Raw genomic sequence first — 18,739 nt, 5'->3', positions numbered from 1 at the left:
TCCGAGTGAATTTTCCCGCAGCCCAGCGATCCTTCTATTACCACAGGGAGGAAGATGGGCTTTATGAACAACGCAAAACTGTACGTCATCGATTACACCCTTCACGGCACGCCAAAGTCGTTCATTATCCGCTCGGACAAAATGGACAACACCGAGGCGTGGCACTGGGCAAGCTGCGACGCAGGGGTCGGCCGCATCCCGCGTTTCGGCCGGGAGAAGGTGCAAAAGACCAGCAAGCCGATGGCAGAAAAATTCGGCGTGGAAAACGTTACATGGCGACCGGCGAGCTAAGCTTGCGCGCAGGCGGGGACTATTTCGGGGGACTACACATGACAACCATCAACAGCCCGGCGCACCTGGACTACGGCCTGGACACCCTGTTCGGTCGCATCACCAAAAGCGTCGACTGCCCGGTTGGCCTGGAACCCGTCGAAAACGACCCCTACCGCTTCGCCCTGCGCGTCCCGGCCCCCTTGCCGGAAGACCTTGAACAGGCCAAGACCATCGTCGTCAACGTCGGAGGCCGCCGCCTGCACGGCAACGTCCGCCACACCGAACGTCTGGACGACGACAGCCTGAAACTGGAAGTGGAGCCTGATTAGGCTCCACCTTTTCAATACCCGAGATTACTTGGGATGCGCACACTGACACCCCTTGCCAGAACACTCCTCACCACTCTTGTGATGATGCGCACAGGCCTCACAACAATAATGCTTCCCGTGCGCCACATAAGAATGCTCACCCTCCTTGATCGTGCAACGACATCCCGGACAATCGCATTTTCTATCTGCCATGAAACAGACTCCTCTGGTGGTGGTTGCCTGAGGCCGAAAGAACAGCCGTGCTACCAGTGTAGAACGTGAAAACCACCTAACCTCCCAACCCACACCACCCACCACTAACCACTCACCAGTCACCAGTCACCAGTCACCAGTCACCAGTCACAACGATGAGCGTTAGCTCGAGTACCGCTTTTGACGTGCCGGCCCCATCGGCAGGCTGAGTGGAGGGATTTATCCGGGGGTGGGAGCGCAGCGACCGTGCGGCGAAGCCGCATGCATCGAGAGGAGGTGCAGCGAAGCAAACCGTAGGCGATGCCCCCGGATGAATCCCGGAACGAAGGAACCCCGAGCCCCAGCGAGGGGCCGAACGCCGGGGCCCAGACCTTTGGTTACTTTGGGGCGTTTGCCAAAGTGACTCGCTGTAAGAGCGAAACCGCCAGCGGCCGCACCCGAAGAAACGGATATACACGCAAAACGAACAAGAGCCTGGTCGGCCCAAAGGCCGCCACGCTCAAACAGCCTGACGCACGCTACTGCGATACATGAACACCAGCGCCAGCCCCAAACAAACCATCGCCAAAACCCGACTCGAAGACAACTCAATAGCGGGATTCCCCAACCAGCCAAAATTGTCGATCAACATCCCCATCCCAAGCTGCCCGACAATCACCGCCACCGTCGCCACAGCCGCACCAACGCGCGGCACTGCACCAACCATGACCATCATGTAAACCACCCCGAACAGCGCACCGCTAAGCTGCCACTTCGGCACCTCCAGCAAACTCACCGCCTGAGCAGGCTCAAAAAACAAAATCAACAACCCCGTAGAAACAGCGCCGACGACAAACGTCAACAAACTGCTGCGCAGAACACCAACAGTCTCCCCCAATCGCCCATTGATCGCCGCCTGCACACTCAACACCGCACCGGCCAACACTACGACCGCCAACAAAATAACCAGACTCATCACATCAACCCCGCGCAATCAAAATCAGTGCCGCCACAATCAACACCAAGGCCAGCCAACGTTCGGCATTGACCTTCTTGCGCGCAGCCCCAAACCACCCGAAATGGTCAATCAACACACTCTTGCCAACCTGCCCCGATAGAATCGCAATCATCGTCATCGCAATCCCGATATGCGGCGTGGCCAGCGTCAGCACCACCACATACATCGGCCCAAGAAACCCGCCGATCAACTGCCAGCGCGGCAGATCCGTCAGCGCCGGCCCCTTCTGCGGCCCCGCAAACAACAACAGCAAAAACAGAATCGCCGACCCAACCCCGAAAATGCTCAAGGTCGCCCACAAATGCCCGACCTGCTCACCCAACGGCCCGAGCAACCCCGCCTCCACCGACAACCCCATGCCGGCCAGGATCACCAGCGGCAACAGCAACAACCGCAAACCGGGCCGGGCGACCGGGGCCGGCGCGGCACTCACTTCATCTAACGACTGCATCTGAAAAACCTCTGAAGGAAACGTTGGCGCGGATTATCGGCTGGCGCAGCTGTGCGATAAATGGGAGCATCCGGACAACACTTTTGCGCAATTCGCACAGCAGGACACACAATGCACGGGCTCAACGAACTGGGATTCAAGGCGCTAAGGCTGTTTGTAGCGGTGCTCGACCACGGCAGTTTTTCCGAAGTCGCCCGCCGCGAGGGCGTGGCGCCCTCCTCGATTTCCCGACAGATCCAGTTGATGGAGCAGGCACTGAACCAGCAATTGCTCTACCGCCACACCCGTGCGGTGACGCCAACCGAAGCCGGGCGCATGCTCGGCCACCACGCGCGGCTGGTGCTGGTGCAACTGGAAGAAGCCGAACAGGCCTTGCAGGAACAGCAAAGCGAACCGACCGGCCTGGTGCGGATCAACGCCCCGGTGGTGTTTGGTCAGCGCCATCTGGCGCCATGGCTGGGTCGTTTGTGCGGGCGTTATCCGAAGCTGCAACTGGATATCCAGCAGACCGACCACTACATCGATCCGTTGCAGGAAGGCGCCGACCTGCTGTTTCGCATCGGCCCGTTGCACGACTCAAGCATGCAGGCGCGGATCCTGGCACCGCACCGCTTTCAGGTCGCGGCCAGTCCCGCGTATCTCAAGCGCTTCGGCACGCCACAGCATCCCGAAGACCTCGCCCGCCACCAGTGCCTGGCCTACAAGGGCGCGACGGGCCTGCAGCGCTGGTTCTTCCGGCAGGATCAGGGCGAGTGGACGCCGTATGCAGTCAAGGGCCCGATCACCGGCAACCACGCGGACACGTTGACCCAGGCCGCTGTGCAAGGGCTGGGGCTGGTGATGTTTCCGTCATGGCTGATCGGCGAGGCGGTGCGTGCGGGCACGCTGGTGCCGGTGTTGGGGGATTATCAGGTGTCGAACAGTGTCGAGCCGCAGCAGATTTCGGTGCTGTGGCCGGGGAGCCGGCGGTTGTCGGTGAAGGTGCGGACGGTCATCGACTTTTTTATCGAGTGCTTTGGCGAAGTCCCCTACTGGGACAGACCCTGAGCTCGCCAAAGTCAAAGCCAGCCCTCACCCTAGCCCTCTCCCGGAGGGAGAGGGAACCGAACGGGGGATATTCGAGAGATACGCCGACATGAGCGATCGGCTGTGAATCCATAATCGACACGATTTTTCAGGTCGATGTATGACGCAAGACACTGCGGTCAGTCCCCTCTCCCTCCGGGAGAGGGTTAGGGTGAGGGGGCCTTTGGGGGTCAGATCCGGAACTGCCCCACCAACTTCCCAAGCCGCTGCCCCAACTCCGCCAGACTCCGCGAAGTCTGCGCCCCCAACTGAGTCTCGTCCGCCACGTTATCCACCGCCACCGCAATCTGATGCACGCTGCGGTTGATCTCTTCGGCCACCGCCGTCTGCTCCTCGGCAGCACTGGCGATCTGCGCGTTCATCGAATTGATCGTCGCAATCAGATCCGCCATCGCATCCAGCGACGCCCCCGCCTGATTGGCCTGGGCTGACGTGCCGTCACCCGCCTCGCTTGAGCGGCGCATGGCCTCGACCGCCGACTGCGTCCCCGCCTGCAAGCGGTCGATCATGCCCTGAATTTCCTGCGTACTGATCTGCGTGCGCGAAGCCAGCGCCCGCACCTCGTCCGCCACCACCGCAAACCCGCGCCCGGCCTCGCCGGCCCGCGCCGCTTCAATCGCAGCGTTGAGCGCCAGCAGGTTGGTCTGTTCGGCGATCGAGCGAATCACCCCGAGCACGCCGACAATCGACGACACGTCCTGTTGCAAGCTATCGAGCGACACGCCGCTGCTGCGGATGTCGTCCACCAGCGCATGAATCTGCTTGATGCTGCCGGCCACCACGCGCTTGGCGGTCTGGCCTTCTTCGTCGGTCTGCTGCGCGGCGACGGCAGCGTTCTGTGCGCTCTTGGCGACTTCCTGAGCGGCGGCGGACATTTCGTTGATCGCCGTGGCGACCTGATCGGTTTCGTGACGCTGACGCTCCATGGCCTGATCGGAGCGCTGGGCCTGATCCGACACTTGCGTCACCAGCCCGGTCAGTTGCGAGGTCATTTCGGTGATCTGCCGCACCAGGCCGTGGATCTTGTCGACGAAACGGTTGAACGAGCCCGCCAGTTCACCGAGTTCGTCCTGGCTGGTGATGGTCAGGCGCCGGGTCAGGTCGCCCTCGCCCGCCGCGATGTCATCGAGGTTGGCTTTCATCAGGGTCAGCGGTCGCAGAATGGTGTTGGCCAGCAGCATCCCCGCTGCCGCAATTACCAGCAACACCACCACCGCCACGCCGACGATGCTCAGCACCACGCCCTGCATGCGCTCCTGCACCTTGGCCTCGACCACCGCCACTTGCGCTTCGATGCCATCGAGGTTGACCGACGTCCCCACCGCCATGTCCCACTTCGCCAGGTATTCGGTGTAGCCGAGTTTCGGCACCAGCACTTGCGCGTTGCCCGGCAGCGGCGAGCTGTATTGCAAGTAATGGGTGCCGTCCTTCGCGACTTTCACCAGGTCGCGGTTGACGTAGACGCCGTTCGGGTCGCGGTTGTCCTTGAAGCTTTTGCCCACGCCTTCGGGGTCGTTGGCCTTGAACAGGCGCACGGTCTCGGAGTCGTAGCCGAAGAAGTAGCCATCCTTGCCGTACTTGATGCTCGACAGCAGTTTGATCGCTTGCGCCCGCGCATCGGCGTCGCCGGGAGCGGCAGCGTCGTACAACGGTTTGATGGTGGTCATGGCCACGGCGACGTAGCTGGCCAGCGTGGCTTTGGCATCGCCAAGCAGGCGTTCGCGGGTCTGCTGGACTTCATTGCGCGCCTGTTCCTGAAGGATGAACAGCGTGGTCAGGCTGATCACCAGCGCAAAGAGCAGCACCGGAAGGACGGCAAGGGACAGGACTTTAGCCTTGAGACTCAGGCGCATGGGGGCTCACTCTTTTGGTTTTATTGGCGTGGTTAAAGGCTTTAACGGCACGCGAAACCAAAAGTTGAGCTGCGGATTAACCCGCACCTTGTGGGAGCCAGCCTGCTGGCGATAGCGATGTATCAGCCGCCCAATGTGCTGACTGATCCGGCGTCATCGCCAGCAGGCTGGCTCCCACAGGGGGATTTGTAGTGTTACAGGACCATCGCAGCCACCCAGCCAAACGCCAGCAGCGGCAGGTTGTAATGCAGGAAAGTCGGGACCACGGTGTCCCAGATGTGATGGTGCTGGCCGTCGATGTTCAGACCGGAGGTCGGGCCAAGGGTCGAGTCGGACGCGGGCGAACCGGCATCGCCCAAGGCACCGGCCGTGCCGACGATGCAGACAATCGCCATCGGGCTGAAGCCCAGTTGCACGCACAGCGGCACGAAAATCGCCGCCAGGATCGGCACCGTGGAAAACGAAGAGCCGATGCCCATGGTTACCAGCAGCCCGACCAGCAGCATCAGCAAGGCACCGATGCCCTTGCTGTGATTGATCCACGACGCCGAAGACTCGACCAGCGTCTGCACCTCGCCGGTGGCCTTCATCACTTCGGCGAATCCGGAAGCGGCGATCATGATGAAGCCGATCATCGCCATCATCTTCATGCCTTCGGTGAACAGGTCATCCGTCTCGCGCCATTTGACGATGCCCGACGCCGAAAAGATCAGGAAACCGGCCAGCGCCCCGATAATCATCGAATCCAGCAGCAACTGAATAATGAAGGCTGCGGCAATGGCGACACCGGCGATCAACAGACTGCGCGGGTTGTACTGCACTGCCACCTGCTCGACCTGCTCGATTTTTCCCAGGTCGTAGACGCGTTTCTTGCGGTAACTGATAAAGGCGATACCCAGCCCTGCCAGCATGCCCAGCGCCGGAATTCCCATGGCATGGGTGACGTTGATCCCGCTGATGTCAACGCCACTGCGGGCAACGTTGGCCAGCAGGATTTCATTAAGGAAAATGTTGCCGAAGCCCACCGGCAGGAACATGTACGGCGTAATCAGGCCGAAAGTCATGACGCAGGCGATCAACCGGCGGTCCAGTTGCAGCTTGGTCAGTACATAGAGAAGCGGCGGCACCAGCAGCGGAATGAACGCAATGTGGATCGGCAGGATGTTCTGCGAAGCGATCGCCACCACCCACAGCAGGCCGATCAGCAACCATTTGACACTGCCGCCACCGGTCGCATGCTGGCGGTCGACCATCGCCAGAGCCTTGTCGGCCAGCGCATGGGCCAAACCGGACTTGGCAATCGCCACGGCGAAAGCGCCGAGCAACGCGTAGGACAACGCCACCGTCGCCCCGCCGCCCAGGCCACTGTTGAAAGCCTTGAGCGTGGCGTCGATACCCAGACCACCGGTCAGGCCACCGACCAGCGCACCGACGATCAACGCGATCACCACATGCACCCGGGACAGGCTGAGGATCAGCATGACGCCGACCGCAGCAATCACTGCATTCATTTCACTACCTCAAAAACACGACGGCAAAGCCATTCACCGCCAGACAGGATGAGTCCGACCGACAAGCCACGAGGGTCGCCAGCGGATTTGCATAGAGGGTCTTATTAGAAGGGCGCGCACTGTGCCGCAGCGCGGGCGCAGTGTCAAAGCGACTGGTCGCAACACTGTGTAACTTTCCATGATCAAACCGCTGAACAAGGCATATCCGCCACAACATGCGTCAATTCGCCCTATTGCATTTACGCCATAAAGAAAGCCGAAACGCGGCCGTTACAGTGCAAAGTCTCAGATATTTATCGAATAAGGACGTTTCCATGTCACTCAGACAACTTTCCATCCAATGGAAAATCACCCTGCTCGCCGGGCTCTGCCTGGCCGGTATCGTGACCCTGTTGGTGGGTCTTTCGCTGTATCGCATGGAGCACAGTTCCGAACTGGTGAAAGCTTCGAGCATGGAAATGCTCACCGAGTCGGCCCAGGCCCGCATCGAATCCCAGGGTGAAGTTCAGGCGGCGGGCATTCGCCAGCAGTTCATGGACGCCTATCAATATGGCCACGGTTTCTCGCGGCAGGTGCTGTTCCTGCGTGAGCAGGCCGAGAAGCGCTTCCTCGATGCCTTCGACCTGCGCGAGGACATGACCCGTCAGGTGAAATCGGCCTTGCAGGCCAATCCGGATCTGCTCGGCCTGTCGCTGGTGTTCGAAGCCAACGCGCTGGATGGCAAAGACGAACTATTCGCCGGGCAAAGTGAATTAGGCAGCAACGACAAGGGCCGTTTCGCCCTGTACTGGTCGCAGCCGACTCCGGGCAAGGTGACCTCGATGGCCCTGCCGGAAAGCGACATGGCCGACACCAGCACCGGCCCCAGCGGTCAGGCCGCAAACGCCTGGTTCACCTGCCCGCGCACCACGCTCAAGCCATGCGTGATCGAACCCTATTTCTATGTGATCGACGGGCAAAAGGTGCTGATGACCAGCATCGTGTTCCCGCTGATGGTCAACGGCAAAGTCATCGCCTCGCTGTCGGTGGACATCAACCTCAACAGCCTGCAAGCGATCAGCCAGAGCGCCAGCAAAAAGCTCTACGACGGCCAGACCGCCGTGAGCATCGTCAGCCCCGCCGGCCTGCTCGCCGGTTACAGCCCGGACGCCAATAAACTCAGCCAGCGCCTGGATGCCGTGGACACCATCAGCGGCGCCGAACTGCTGCGTCTGCTCGCCTCGAGCAACACCGTCAGTAGCCTGCACAGCAACGCGCAACTGAAAGTGCTGTCGCCGTTCCAGCCGATTCCCGGCGGCCCGTCCTGGGGCGTGCTGCTCGATGTGCCGGAAAAGGTTCTGGTCAGTCGCGCCGAAGCACTCAAGCAACAACTGGATGCCAGCAACACCTCAGGCACCCTGATCGAACTGAGCCTCGGCGTGCTCGCGGCGCTGATCGGCCTGCTGCTGGTGTGGCTGATGGCGCGCAGCGTGACCAAACCGATCCTCGGCGTGGCGCACATGCTGGAAGACATCGCCAGCGGCGAAGGCGACCTGACCCGGCGTCTGGCCTATGACAAGAAGGACGAGCTCGGTCAACTGGCCGGCTGGTTCAACCGCTTCCTCGACAAGCTGCAACCGATCATCGCCGAGGTGAAACGCTCGGTGCAGGACGCGCGCAACACCGCCGACCAGTCTTCGGCCATCGCCACTCAGACCAGCGCCGGCATGGAGCAGCAATACCGTCAGGTCGATCAGGTCGCCACCGCGTCCCACGAAATGAGCGCCACCGCTCAGGACGTGGCCCGCAGCGCTGCGCAAGCCGCCGAAGCCGCCAAGGACGCCGACCGCGCCACCCGTCAGGGCCTGACCGTGATCGACCGCACCACCGCCAGCATCGACACCCTCGCCGCCGACATGAGTGCAGCGATGGTGCAGGTCGAAGGCCTGGCCGCCAACAGCGAGAAGATCGGCACCGTGCTGGAAACCATCCGCGCCATCGCCGAACAGACCAACCTGCTGGCCCTCAACGCCGCCATTGAAGCCGCCCGTGCCGGTGAAGCCGGACGTGGTTTTGCGGTGGTCGCCGACGAAGTGCGCAACCTCGCCCGCCGCACTCAAGAGTCGGTGGAAGAAACCCGCCAGGTGATCGAGCAATTGCAGAACGGCACCCAGGACGTGGTCGGTTCGATGGGCAACAGCCATCGCCAGGCCCAGGGCAGCGTCGAACAGGTCGGCCAGGCCGTGACGGCGCTGCGCCAGATCGGCGATGCGGTGACGGTGATCAGCGACATGAACCTGCAGATCGCCAGCGCCGCCGAGGAACAGAGCGCGGTGGCTGAAGAGATCAACAACAACGTGGCGACGATTCGTGATGTGACGGAGTCGCTGTCGGGGCAGGCGAATGAATCGGCGCGGGTGAGTCAGTCGCTCAATAGCCTGGCGAATCAGCAGCAGAGCTTGATGGATCAGTTTCGGGTTTGATTCTTGAATGTGGGGGGTGTCAGTTAAATCGCCCCCTCACCCCAGCCATCTCCCCCAAGGGGGGCGAGGGGGAAAGGGAGCCGATCTCCGTCGTTGTCAAAACCTGAGTTCAACTCGATAGATCAGGTCGGCGTAACTCGAAAGAACACCTCGGTCAGTCCCCTCTCCCTCCGGGAGAGGGTTAGGCGGGCGGCGTTCCGATGAGGGGGCTCTTGAAGCTCACCGCCGAGGCAACTGAATCTCCACCTTCAACCCGCCCCACTCGCTTTCGCCCAGCACCAGCACCCCGCCCCAGGTGTCGACGATGTCGCGCACAATCCCCAGCCCCAAGCCATGCCCATGGGTCTGCTCATCCAGCCGCGTCCCCCGGCTGAATACCTGAGCCCGCTGCGCCTCGGGAATTCCCGGCCCGTCGTCTTCCACACTCAGCACAAAACCATCAGCCGTTTCGACCACGCTCAGCCGCACCTCGGCATCCGCCCATTTGCAGGCGTTGTCCAGCAGGTTACCGAGCAGTTCCAGCAGGTCCTCACGATCCCACGGCAATTGCAGGCCCGGCGGGGCCACGTAGCTCAGTTCCAGATGCTCGCCATGGATCATGTTCAACGTCGACAGCAACCCCGGCAGCTCGGCGTCGCAATCGAACAGCGCTCCCGGCAACGCATCGCCAGAGAGCCGAGCACGGTTGAGCTCGCGGTTCAGTCGTTGCTGAACCTGCTCCAGTTGTTCCTTGAGGATCTTGCGCAGCTCCGGGTGTGCGTCGAGCCGTTCACTCGACGCCAGACTCAACAGCACCGCCAACGGGGTTTTCAGCGCATGCCCGAGATTGCCCAGAGCGTTGCGCGAACGCTTCAGGCTGTCTTCAGTGTGCGCCAGCAAATGGTTGATCTGCGCCACCAGCGGTTCCAGTTCCGCCGGCACTTGTTCATCGAGTTGCGAACGCTGGCCCTGCTGCAACTGGGCGATCTGCTCGCGGGCCTTTTCCAGCGGCCGCAACGCGCGGCGCACGGTCAGACGTTGCAACAACAGAATCAGCAGCAACCCGGCCAAACCGAGGCCGAGGCCGATCTGGCGCATGCGCTGGAAACTCTCGCGCACCGGCGTGTAATCCTGAGCCACGCTGATGGAAATCGACTGACCGAGCCGTCGATAGTCCGAGCGCAGTACCAGCAATTGTTGGCCGTCCGGCCCCAGTTGCAGGTTGCTGTGCAGGCCGGAGCGTTCGAGCAACGGCAGGTCCTGATCCCACAACGAGCGGGAGCGCCAATGGCTGTCGGCGAAGTCGATGCGGAAGTAATGCCCGGAAAACGGTCGCTGGTAGGCCGGCGACAAGTGCCGCTCATCCAGCTGCAAGCCTTGCGGCCCGCGAACCAGCGCCACCAGCAGGCTCTCGCTGTCGTTGCGCAACCCGGCTTCGAGATAGCGCTGCAATCCCACTTCGAACAGCCACAGGCTGGTTTGCGCCAGCAGCACACCGACGACCACCAGCACGCTGATCAACCCCAGGCTCAAGCGGCGCTGGATCGATCTCACGAAGCCTGTCCGCCAAACAGATAACCCTGACCGCGACGGGTTTCGATCACGCTCTTGCCGAGCTTGCGTCGCAGGTGATTGACGTGAACTTCCAGCACGTTGGAATCGCGCTCGGTCTCGCCGTCGTAGAGGTGTTCGGCGAGGTGGCTTTTGGAGAGGATCTGTTCCGGGTGCAGCATGAAGTAGCGCAGCAGACGGAATTCGGCAGCGGTCAGCTGAATATCGGCGCCGTCGCGCACGACACACTGGCGGCCCTCGTCCAGGTGCAGTCCTGCGGCCTTGAGCGTCGGTTGGTTGGCCTGGCCCTTGGAACGGCGCAGCAGCGACTGGATGCGCAAATACAGCTCTTCCGGGTGGAAGGGTTTGGTCAGGTAATCGTCGGCACCGGCCTTGAGGCCTTCGATACGCTCGGCCCAGGAGTCGCGGGCAGTGAGGATCAGCACCGGAATCGTCAGACCGCCGGCGCGCCATTGCGCCAGCACCTCAAGCCCCGGAACGCCGGGCAGACCGAGGTCGAGGACGATCAGGTCGTAGGGCTCGCTGCTGCCCTGATAGACCGCATCGCGTCCGTCCGCCAGCCAGTCCACCGCGTAGCCCTGACGTTGCAGGCCTGCCAGCAATTCGTCGGCCAGCGGTACGTGGTCTTCCACCAGAAGCAAGCGCATCGGTCAATCTTCCTTGTCTTTCACGAGTTCGCCGGTGTCGGCCTTCAAGTGCAGCTCGCGGGCCACACCCTCGACGGTCAGCAACTCGACTTCATAAATGTAGACGTCGTGTTTTTCTTCCAGCTCGACTTCCAGCAGTTTCGCGCCGGGATAACGGTCCATCGCCTGGTGTAATACCTGCTCGAGCGGCAGGATCACACCCTGCTTGCGCAGATTGAGGGCTTCGTCGGGACCCAGGTCGCGGGCCATGGCCGTCGAGCAAAACATCACCAGCGCCAATGCCGTACGGCGGGTGGCGCGAACATTCACCTTCATTACGTATCCTGATGATCCTTGAGCACTTGCCCGCTCACCGCGTCCAGTTCCAGATCCCATTCCAGCCCCTGCGGATCACGCAGCTCGATCTGGTAGATGTACTTGCCGTACTGTTCTTCCAGCTCGGTGTCGGTGATCGTCGAACCCGGGTGTTTGGCCAGCGCGGTGGCGTTGAGCTTCTCGAAGGAGACGATAGTACCAGCGTCGCGCAGGCGCAGGGCTTCATCCGGGCCGAGATCGCGGGCGTGAACGGTGCTGGCGGTGAGGCCGATGATCGAGGCGATGGTCAGGGCAGTCAGGGTTTTCATGGTGTCTCCGTATTTTTATGTGTCGCTACGGGCCGCACCTTAACGGTGCGAACTTAACTGAAACTGAATTGCCATCATTTGGCCTGCTCCTGCAGCCACGGCAACATGTGCTTATAATCTTTCGCTTGCTAACGATCGAGACCGGTATGACCGCCATTCACATCAAGTTCCCTGCCCTCACCCTCAAGGCCGGCCCCAGGGCCATGGCGCGCATTCGTGCCCAAGGCCTGAACGCCGCCGACGTCGGCACCCTGCCCGGCGCTGCCGGTGGGCCCAAGGCATTGGGGATTCAGGGGCTGGATCTGGCGTTGTTCGGCGAGTGGCTGCCGGCGGCGCCGCGCGAGCGTTCGCTGATCGGTGCGTCGGTGGGTTCCTGGCGCTTCGCCAGTGCCTGCCTGCCGGACGCCGCCGAAGGCATCCGCCGCCTTGGTCATCTGTACACCGAGCAGAACTTCAACAAAGGCGTGACCATCGGCGAGGTCAGCCGCAGTTCGCAGCGCATGCTCGATGACCTGCTCGACGGCCGCGATGCCAGCCTTCTGACCAACGCCCATTACCGCTTGAACATCATGGTGGTCAAAAGCCACGGCGGGCTGGCGGACGATCATCGCGGCCGGCTCGGGCTGGCACTGGGTTCGGTGATCGCCGACAACCTGCGCGGCCGCGCGCGGCTGTCGCGGCACTTCGAACGGCTGATCATCCACGATCCGCGCCTGGCGCCGCCGGTGCATGCGCTGCACGACTTCCCGTCGCGTTTCGTCGCCCTCGATGCCGGCAACCTGCGTCAGGCGCTGCTGGCCTCGGGTTCGATCCCGATGGTCATGGAGGGCGTGCGTGACCTGCCGGGCGCCGGTGCGGGCACGTTCCGCGACGGCGGTCTGCTCGACTACCACCTCGACCTGCCCTACAGCGGCGACGGCATCGTGTTGTATCCGCACTTCACCGACCGAGTGATCCCGGGCTGGTTCGACAAGACTCTGCCGTGGCGCAAAGCTTCGGTGGAACGCTTGCAGGACGTGCTGTTGCTCGCGCCGTCGAAGGAATACCTGGCGCGCCTGCCCTACGGCAAACTCCCCGACCGTAACGACTTCAAGCGTTTCATGGGCGATGCGCCGAGCCGACAGAAATACTGGCGCGCGGCGATGGACGAGAGCCGCCGGATGGGTGACGAATTCCTTGAACTGACTGCCAATGGTCGCCTCGCCGAACGCTTGCTGACCCTTTAGTCAGCACAGCCGGGAACAAGCTGATAAACTCGCCGCCTGCCCGAATTCGCTGCGGCGAACGCCATCTGAACAGAGCTGAAATCACTGTGGAAATCTTCAAGGAATTTACGTTCGAATCCGCCCACCGCCTGCCCCACGTACCGGACGGCCACAAGTGCGGACGCCTGCACGGTCACTCGTTCAAAGTGGCGATTCACCTGAGCGGCGACCTCGATCCGCACACCGGCTGGATCCGTGATTTCTCCGAGATCAAAGCGATTTTCAAGCCGTTGTACGAGCGTCTGGACCACAACTACCTCAACGACATTCCGGGCCTCGAGAACCCGACCAGCGAAGTGCTGGCCAAATTCATCTGGAATGAATTGAAGCCCCTGCTGCCGGAACTCAGTGCGATCCGCATCCACGAGACCTGCACCAGCGGTTGCATCTATCGCGGCGAGTAATTCCCGCGACACAAAAAAACCACCGAGACCGGTGGTTTTTTTACGCCTATGCTTTTTGGCTCGAACCCGCCAATAGGACAGGCTCATGACGGACTGGCTGCTGGATCAGGTCTTGGATTTCAACGGGCGACAGATTCGCCACGGGGTGCGCGGCGACGGCCCGCCGCTGGTATTCGTGCACGGCACGCCCTTCTCGTCTTACGTGTGGCACCGCATCGCGCCGCACTTTTTCGCCACACACCGGGTGCATTACTTCGACCTGCTGGGCTACGGCCAATCCGAGCAACCGGACGCCGATGTCTCCCTCGGCGTGCAGAACGAATTGCTCGCGCAGTTGCTGGATCACTGGAATCTGCAACGCCCGGACGTAGTCGCCCACGACTTCGGCGGCGCCACCGTGCTGCGCGCTCATCTGCTCAACGGCAAGGATTACCGCAGCCTGACCCTGATCGACCCGGTCGCGCTGACACCCTGGGGTTCGCCGTTCGTGCAGCACGTGCGCCAGCATGAAGCGGCGTTCAGCGGCCTGCCGGATTACATCCAGCGCGCCATCGTGCCGGCCTATATTCGCGGGGCGATTCACCGGGAGATTCCCGATGACGAACTGGCGCCCTACGTGCAGCCGTGGCTGGGCGATCCGGGGCAAGCGGCGTTCTACCGGCAGATCGCGCAGATGGATCAGCGCTACACGCTGGAGGCACAGCCGCTGTACCCGACGATCCGCTGCCCGGTGCAGATTCTCTGGGGGGAAGAGGATCAGTGGATTCCCATTGAGCGCGGGCGCGAGTTGCACAAGATGATTCCAGGATCGCAATTTCATCCGATCCCGAATGCCGGGCATCTGGTGCAGGAAGATGCGCCTGAAGCCATCGTCGCCGCGCTACTGCGGTTTCTCTGATGCAATCCCGTGACCCTGTGGGAACAACTGCTCCCACATGGTTCGGTGCGGCGCCCGATGCACTGCTTTCGCGCCGATCATCCGTGCCTCGTCTATAAATACCCGCAACATCGCGTTTGGCACGACCGCTGCAACCTCTTCGCGTCCTCTCCTTTCCAGCAAGGAACGCCCCCATGACGCAAAACGATCCCGGCAACGATTACCCCCTCAGCGAAGTGCCGATGCACGCGCGCAAAGGCCTGGCCTCCACGGCGATGGTGCTGCTGGGGTTCACCTTCTTCACGGCGACCATGTTTGCCGGCGGCAAGCTCGGCGTGGCGTTCAACTTCGGCGAAATGCTCGCCGTCATCGTCATCGGCAATCTGCTTCTCGGTGTGTATGCCGCAGGCCTCGGCTACATCGCCTTCAAGAGCGGGCTGAATTCGGTGCTGATGGGGCGCTTCTGTTTTGGCGAAGTCGGCAGCAAACTCAGCGATCTGATCCTCGGGTTTACCCAGATCGGCTGGTACGCCTGGGGCACCGCGACGGCGGCGGTGGTACTTGGCAAGTATTTCGATCTGAATGAAGCCACGGTGCTGGGGCTGATGGTGCTGTTCGGCCTGGTGTTCTGCGCCACGGCGTATGTCGGTTATCGCGGACTGGAGATTCTGTCGTACATCGCGGTGCCGGCGATGATGTTGCTGCTGATGCTGTCGATGTGGGTCGCCACCGTGAAAGTCGGCGGCCTCGACGGACTGCTCAGCGTCGTGCCCAGTGGTTCGCTGGACTGGTCGACCGCCATCACGCTGGTGTTCGGCACCTTCGTCAGCGGCGCGACCCAGGCCACCAACTGGACGCGTTTTTCGCGCTCGGCGCGCATTGCGGTGCTGGCCAGCCTGATCGGCTTTTTCATCGGCAATGGCCTGATGGTGCTGATCGGCGCCTACGGCGCAATCGTCTACCAACAACCCGACGTGGTCGAAGTGCTGCTGTTGCAAGGCTTCGCCATGGCGGCGATGGCGATGCTGTTGCTGAACATCTGGAGTACCCAGGACAACACCATCTACAACTTCGCCGTCGCCGGCTGCAACCTGCTGCGCACCGGGCGCCGCAAGACCGTGACCCTGGCCGGTGCCGTGATCGGCACGGCGCTCGCGCTGCTGGGCATGTACGACATGCTGGTGCCTTATCTGATCCTGCTGGGCACGGTGATCCCGCCGATTGGCGGGGTGATCATGGCGGACTTTTTCTTCCGCTGGCGCGGGCGTTATCCGCGTCTGGCCGACGCACGGTTACCGGCGTTCAACTGGCCGGGGCTGGCGGCTTACGCGGCCGGAACCGTCGCCGCGTTCGGCTCGCCGTGGGTCGCGCCGCTGGTCGGCATCGCCGTTGCCGCGTTAACGTATATCGCAGTGACCGGCCTGCTCGGCGCCCGCAACGCGGCCGCCCCTCTACAAGATCTATAAAAGGATTCGCCCGATGCACATCATCAACGCCCGACTGCGCAACCAGGAAGGTCTGCACGAATTGCACCTCGAAGACGGCCTGATCCGCAGCATCGCGCGCCAGACCGAAGCGCCGACCCTGGGCCCCGACGACCTCGACGCCGGCGGCAATCTGGTGGTGCCGCCCTTCGTCGAGCCGCACATCCACCTCGACGCCACCCTGACCGCCGGCGAGCCGCGCTGGAACATGAGCGGCACGCTGTTCGAAGGCATCGAGTGCTGGGGCGAGCGCAAAGTCACCATCACCCAGGAAGACACCAAGACCCGGGCCAAAAAAACCATACAAACCCTCGCCGCCCACGGCATTCAACACGTGCGTACCCACGTCGACGTCACCGACCCGCAACTCACCGCGCTCAAGGCGATGCTCGAAGTGCGCGAGGAAAGCCGTCACCTGATCGACCTGCAAATCGTCGCGTTCCCCCAGGAAGGCATCGAGTCGTTCCGTAATGGTCGCGAGCTGATGGAAGAAGCAATCCGCATGGGCGCGGACGTGGTCGGCGGGATTCCGCATTTCGAATACACCCGCGATCAGGGCGTCAGTTCGGTGAAGTTCCTGATGGACCTGGCCGAGCGCACCGGCTGCCTGGTGGACGTGCACTGCGACGAAACCGACGACCCGCATTCGCGCTTCCTCGAAGTGCTGGCCGAAGAGGCCCGCAGTCGCGACATGGGCGCCCTCGTGACCGCCAGCCACACCACCGCGATGGGCTCCTACGACAACGCCTACTGCGCCAAACTGTTCCGCCTGCTCGGGCATTCGGGGATCAGTTTTGTCTCCTGCCCGACCGAAAGCATTCACCTGCAAGGTCGCTTCGACAACTTCCCGAAACGCCGCGGCGTGACCCGCGTCAACGAACTGCTCGAAGCCGGGATGAACGTCTGCTTCGGCCAGGACTCGATCGTCGATCCGTGGTATCCGCTGGGCAACGGCAACATCCTGCGGGTCCTCGAAGCCGGCCTGCACATCTGCCACATGCTCGGTTATCGAAACCTGCAGAGCGCGCTGGATCTGGTCACCGACAACAGCGCCAAGGCCATGCACCTCGGTGAACGCTACGGCCTGGAACAGGGCCGCCCGGCGAACCTGCTGATCCTGTCGGCGGACAGCGATTACGAAGTGATCCGCAGCCAGGGCCTGCCGCTGTATTCGATCCGCGACGGCAAAGTGCTGATGAAGCGGCAGATGCCGGTGGTGGAATTCGTCTAAGGTGTAGAAGTCGGCGCTGCAACGGCGCCGACTTCTTCCGATGGACGCACTGTCATGCCGTAGTTCGCGCGTAGTTGCTCCGCTGCCATCCTCATTGATCCGTGAGGACGCGACATGAATCAAAAGACCACTTCCGATCCCATGGCCACGCTTTACCAGGAAGGCCGCCATACGTTTGTCGAACTCGTACCCGATGGAGGGGCCAGGCTCGACGCCTTGTTTCATACAGTTCCCGCATTGGGCCAACTGGCCGTCGGCGTGGTGTACGGACATTTACACTCACGTCCCGGTCTTGATCCGCGATTACGCGAAGCGGTGTCGTTTGCCTGTTCAAGGGCCAATGAACGGTTTCATGGTTATGGATCGGGGCGGCTTTATCGCCAAACGATAGAGCCAACCTGTCAGATCTGACAGGCGACAAGCGCTGCGTGTCGGCTCACAGTAAGCCCCAAGGGATCCATCGTTCCCGGGGGGACGATCATGAAAGGGACTTCACCTTTTTGTCCGATGCACGGTGCCGAACAGACGCACGCCGAGCAACTCGCCATCGCGCTCTTCCAGTAAAATCGGCGCCGTGCCACCTGGCATCACCACCTGCACTTCTCCCGCCGACACCCAGCCCACCCGCCACGCTGCACTCGCCACCGCACTGGCGCTGGTGCCGGAAGACGCCGTCGGCCCCTCGCCCCGTTCGAATACCCGCGCCACAATGCGTTGATCACCGGCGCGCATCGCCCATTGCAGATTGACCCCGGCCGGGCACGGCTGGCCGGCGCCGGTGGGCATGGCGTAGGCGATGGCGGTCAGACTTTCCGCCAGCGGTGCTTCAAGCATCTGTGCGTTGCTCGGCAATGCGGCTTCATCCTGCACCAGCGTCACGCAATGCGGATTGCCGATGCGCACGAACTGGCTGTGTGCCCACGCGGGATCGAGTTGCGCCAGCGGTCGAACACCGCTGACTTCCACGCCATTGAAAGGGTGCGACTCAACCCCGAGCGCACCGACCGCCGCCGGGCCGAAACCGGGCTGGCCGAGGTCCAGCCAGAAGCCCTGCACGCCCGCCACTTGCGCCGGTTTCACCGAGGTCGGCACGGGCGATAGTGCGTCCTGTTTGTCGTGATGCACCCGCAGCGTCGCGCCCTCCTCCGGCATCACCCCCTGTTCGAGCAGCGCCTGGGAGAAGATCGTCAGGCCGTTGCCACTGCGTTCAGCCAGCGTGCCGTCGGTGTTGACGATCAGCACATCAAAGGGTGGCGAGGATTGAAACGGGCCGATCAGCAAGCCATCGCTGCGATGGGACTTGCTGCCGACAGGTCGCTGACCGTCGGGCCAATCGCAGCACAGGGCGATCGCGGCGCGGCTCCACGCCAGTCGAGACAAGGCACACTGCGTGGCACTGGCGGGCAGATCGATACCCGAGTCCCGCAGCGCCTGCGGTGAAATCACCCCGTAGATATTGCCCCGTACATCGTAGAACTGCGTCATGTACTGACCCTTGTTTTC

The 18,739-nt window shown here is 62.2% G+C and carries 18 protein-coding genes and 4 pseudogenes; 11 read left to right on the top strand and 11 right to left on the bottom strand.

Annotation, left to right across the window (positions count from 1 at the left end):
* Positions 1-63: 63 nt before the first annotated feature.
* Both CAF76_RS20175 and CAF76_RS20170 read left to right on the top strand, forming a co-directional pair.
* Positions 64-291, top strand: a complete 228-nt coding sequence (locus CAF76_RS20175; protein WP_064597962.1) for a DUF6555 family protein — start codon at positions 64-66, stop codon at positions 289-291.
* Positions 292-329: 38 nt separating this feature from the next.
* Positions 330-602, top strand: coding sequence for a hypothetical protein (locus tag CAF76_RS20170; RefSeq protein WP_085648193.1), 273 nt, complete (start codon positions 330-332; stop codon positions 600-602).
* Between the two features lie 24 nt (positions 603-626).
* On the opposite strand, the gene CAF76_RS20165 is transcribed toward CAF76_RS20170, so the two are convergent.
* The 3 genes from CAF76_RS20165 to CAF76_RS20155 form a co-directional block, all read right to left on the bottom strand.
* Positions 627-794, bottom strand: a complete 168-nt coding sequence (locus CAF76_RS20165) for a metallothionein (RefSeq protein WP_074689145.1) — start codon at positions 792-794, stop codon at positions 627-629.
* 499 nt (positions 795-1,293) lie between these two features.
* Positions 1,294-1,749 (bottom strand): DMT family transporter, encoded by a 456-nt coding sequence (locus CAF76_RS20160; RefSeq protein WP_039770319.1) that lies wholly within the window; start codon positions 1,747-1,749, stop codon positions 1,294-1,296.
* Between the two features lie 4 nt (positions 1,750-1,753).
* Positions 1,754-2,242 (bottom strand): DMT family transporter, encoded by a 489-nt coding sequence (locus CAF76_RS20155; protein ID WP_085648192.1) that lies wholly within the window; start codon positions 2,240-2,242, stop codon positions 1,754-1,756.
* Between the two features lie 111 nt (positions 2,243-2,353).
* Between CAF76_RS20155 and CAF76_RS20150 the strand changes: the two genes are divergently transcribed.
* A complete protein-coding gene (locus CAF76_RS20150; protein ID WP_085648191.1) occupies positions 2,354-3,289 on the top strand; it encodes a LysR family transcriptional regulator in 936 nt (311 codons plus the stop codon).
* Between the two features lie 209 nt (positions 3,290-3,498).
* Here CAF76_RS20150 and CAF76_RS29140 read toward each other — a convergent pair.
* The 3 genes and pseudogenes from CAF76_RS29140 to CAF76_RS20140 all read right to left on the bottom strand — a co-directional run.
* Positions 3,499-4,092: pseudogene (locus CAF76_RS29140) on the bottom strand (methyl-accepting chemotaxis protein); the annotation flags it as partial.
* A 312-nt stretch (positions 4,093-4,404) separates the two neighbouring features.
* Positions 4,405-5,181 (bottom strand): annotated as a pseudogene (locus CAF76_RS29135) (cache domain-containing protein); the annotation flags it as partial.
* 194 nt (positions 5,182-5,375) lie between these two features.
* Complete coding sequence (locus CAF76_RS20140) at positions 5,376-6,692, bottom strand: Na+/H+ antiporter family protein (protein WP_039770253.1); 1,317 nt, start codon at positions 6,690-6,692, stop codon at positions 5,376-5,378.
* A gap of 215 nt (positions 6,693-6,907) precedes the next feature.
* On the opposite strand from CAF76_RS20140, the pseudogene CAF76_RS29130 reads away from it, so the two are divergent.
* Both CAF76_RS29130 and CAF76_RS29125 read left to right on the top strand, forming a co-directional pair.
* Positions 6,908-8,296, top strand: a pseudogene (locus CAF76_RS29130) (HAMP domain-containing protein); the annotation flags it as partial.
* Positions 8,297-8,398: 102 nt separating this feature from the next.
* Positions 8,399-9,154 carry a methyl-accepting chemotaxis protein gene (locus CAF76_RS29125; protein ID WP_371807414.1) on the top strand — a complete coding sequence of 252 codons (756 nt, stop codon included), beginning with the start codon at positions 8,399-8,401 and terminating at the stop codon, positions 9,152-9,154.
* A gap of 219 nt (positions 9,155-9,373) precedes the next feature.
* Here CAF76_RS29125 and CAF76_RS20130 read toward each other — a convergent pair whose 3' ends face one another.
* Genes CAF76_RS20130 through CAF76_RS20115 form a run of 4 tightly spaced genes read right to left on the bottom strand, consistent with a single transcriptional unit; the run spans position 9,374 to position 11,975 of the window.
* Positions 9,374-10,687, bottom strand: coding sequence for a sensor histidine kinase (locus tag CAF76_RS20130; RefSeq protein WP_085648188.1), 1,314 nt, complete (start codon positions 10,685-10,687; stop codon positions 9,374-9,376).
* On the bottom strand, positions 10,684-11,352 hold the full coding sequence (locus CAF76_RS20125) for a response regulator transcription factor (protein WP_011335105.1): 669 nt from the start codon (positions 11,350-11,352) through the stop codon (positions 10,684-10,686). Before CAF76_RS20125 ends, CAF76_RS20130 begins: the two co-directional genes overlap by 4 nt.
* Before the next feature lie 3 nt (positions 11,353-11,355).
* Positions 11,356-11,667 (bottom strand): PepSY domain-containing protein, encoded by a 312-nt coding sequence (locus CAF76_RS20120; protein ID WP_064597979.1) that lies wholly within the window; start codon positions 11,665-11,667, stop codon positions 11,356-11,358.
* Positions 11,667-11,975 (bottom strand): PepSY domain-containing protein, encoded by a 309-nt coding sequence (locus CAF76_RS20115; RefSeq protein WP_039770261.1) that lies wholly within the window; start codon positions 11,973-11,975, stop codon positions 11,667-11,669. Before CAF76_RS20115 ends, CAF76_RS20120 begins: the two co-directional genes overlap by 1 nt.
* Before the next feature lie 146 nt (positions 11,976-12,121).
* Between CAF76_RS20115 and CAF76_RS20110 the strand changes: the two genes are divergently transcribed.
* From CAF76_RS20110 to CAF76_RS20085, 6 genes and pseudogenes are all read left to right on the top strand, one after another.
* A complete protein-coding gene (locus tag CAF76_RS20110; protein ID WP_085648187.1) occupies positions 12,122-13,201 on the top strand; it encodes a patatin-like phospholipase family protein in 1,080 nt (359 codons plus the stop codon).
* 86 nt (positions 13,202-13,287) lie between these two features.
* Positions 13,288-13,644 (top strand): 6-carboxytetrahydropterin synthase QueD, encoded by a 357-nt coding sequence (gene queD, locus CAF76_RS20105; protein WP_007955941.1) that lies wholly within the window; start codon positions 13,288-13,290, stop codon positions 13,642-13,644.
* A gap of 85 nt (positions 13,645-13,729) precedes the next feature.
* A complete protein-coding gene (locus tag CAF76_RS20100; RefSeq protein WP_085648186.1) occupies positions 13,730-14,542 on the top strand; it encodes an alpha/beta fold hydrolase in 813 nt (270 codons plus the stop codon).
* Between the two features lie 173 nt (positions 14,543-14,715).
* On the top strand, positions 14,716-15,987 hold the full coding sequence (gene codB / locus CAF76_RS20095; RefSeq protein ID WP_064597984.1) for a cytosine permease: 1,272 nt from the start codon (positions 14,716-14,718) through the stop codon (positions 15,985-15,987).
* 13 nt (positions 15,988-16,000) lie between these two features.
* Positions 16,001-17,236 carry a cytosine deaminase gene (codA, locus tag CAF76_RS20090; RefSeq protein ID WP_085648185.1) on the top strand — a complete coding sequence of 412 codons (1,236 nt, stop codon included), beginning with the start codon at positions 16,001-16,003 and terminating at the stop codon, positions 17,234-17,236.
* 114 nt (positions 17,237-17,350) lie between these two features.
* Positions 17,351-17,563: pseudogene (locus CAF76_RS20085) on the top strand (carboxymuconolactone decarboxylase family protein); the annotation flags it as partial.
* Between the two features lie 165 nt (positions 17,564-17,728).
* Here the strand turns inward: CAF76_RS20085 and CAF76_RS20080 are convergent.
* The gene (locus CAF76_RS20080; protein WP_085648184.1) at positions 17,729-18,721 is read right to left on the bottom strand and encodes a diaminopimelate epimerase; all 993 of its coding nucleotides are present in this window, start codon (positions 18,719-18,721) and stop codon (positions 17,729-17,731) included.
* Positions 18,722-18,739: the final 18 nt, after the last annotated feature.

The organism is Pseudomonas sp. B40(2017), from assembly GCF_002112855.1.
GTDB classification, from domain to species: Bacteria; Pseudomonadota; Gammaproteobacteria; order Pseudomonadales; family Pseudomonadaceae; genus Aquipseudomonas; species Aquipseudomonas pharyngis.
The sequence above is the reverse complement of the archived record's forward strand: the minus strand, read 5'-3'. Positions and strand labels throughout refer to the sequence as shown.

Coding starts and splice junctions, on each gene's coding strand:
- CAF76_RS20170 (WP_085648193.1), top strand. CDS start 330: ATGACAACCATCAACAGCCCGGCGCACCTGGACTACGGCCTGGACACC.
- codB (WP_064597984.1), top strand. CDS start 14,716: ATGACGCAAAACGATCCCGGCAACGATTACCCCCTCAGCGAAGTGCCG.
- CAF76_RS20140 (WP_039770253.1), bottom strand. CDS start 6,692: ATGAATGCAGTGATTGCTGCGGTCGGCGTCATGCTGATCCTCAGCCTG.
- CAF76_RS20150 (WP_085648191.1), top strand. CDS start 2,354: ATGCACGGGCTCAACGAACTGGGATTCAAGGCGCTAAGGCTGTTTGTA.
- CAF76_RS20160 (WP_039770319.1), bottom strand. CDS start 1,749: ATGAGTCTGGTTATTTTGTTGGCGGTCGTAGTGTTGGCCGGTGCGGTG.
- CAF76_RS20100 (WP_085648186.1), top strand. CDS start 13,730: ATGACGGACTGGCTGCTGGATCAGGTCTTGGATTTCAACGGGCGACAG.
- CAF76_RS20120 (WP_064597979.1), bottom strand. CDS start 11,667: ATGAAGGTGAATGTTCGCGCCACCCGCCGTACGGCATTGGCGCTGGTG.
- CAF76_RS20110 (WP_085648187.1), top strand. CDS start 12,122: ATGACCGCCATTCACATCAAGTTCCCTGCCCTCACCCTCAAGGCCGGC.
- CAF76_RS20115 (WP_039770261.1), bottom strand. CDS start 11,975: ATGAAAACCCTGACTGCCCTGACCATCGCCTCGATCATCGGCCTCACC.
- CAF76_RS29125 (WP_371807414.1), top strand. CDS start 8,399: ATGGAGCAGCAATACCGTCAGGTCGATCAGGTCGCCACCGCGTCCCAC.
- CAF76_RS20175 (WP_064597962.1), top strand. CDS start 64: ATGAACAACGCAAAACTGTACGTCATCGATTACACCCTTCACGGCACG.
- CAF76_RS20165 (WP_074689145.1), bottom strand. CDS start 794: ATGGCAGATAGAAAATGCGATTGTCCGGGATGTCGTTGCACGATCAAG.
- CAF76_RS20080 (WP_085648184.1), bottom strand. CDS start 18,721: ATGACGCAGTTCTACGATGTACGGGGCAATATCTACGGGGTGATTTCA.
- CAF76_RS20125 (WP_011335105.1), bottom strand. CDS start 11,352: ATGCGCTTGCTTCTGGTGGAAGACCACGTACCGCTGGCCGACGAATTG.
- CAF76_RS20155 (WP_085648192.1), bottom strand. CDS start 2,242: ATGCAGTCGTTAGATGAAGTGAGTGCCGCGCCGGCCCCGGTCGCCCGG.
- codA (WP_085648185.1), top strand. CDS start 16,001: ATGCACATCATCAACGCCCGACTGCGCAACCAGGAAGGTCTGCACGAA.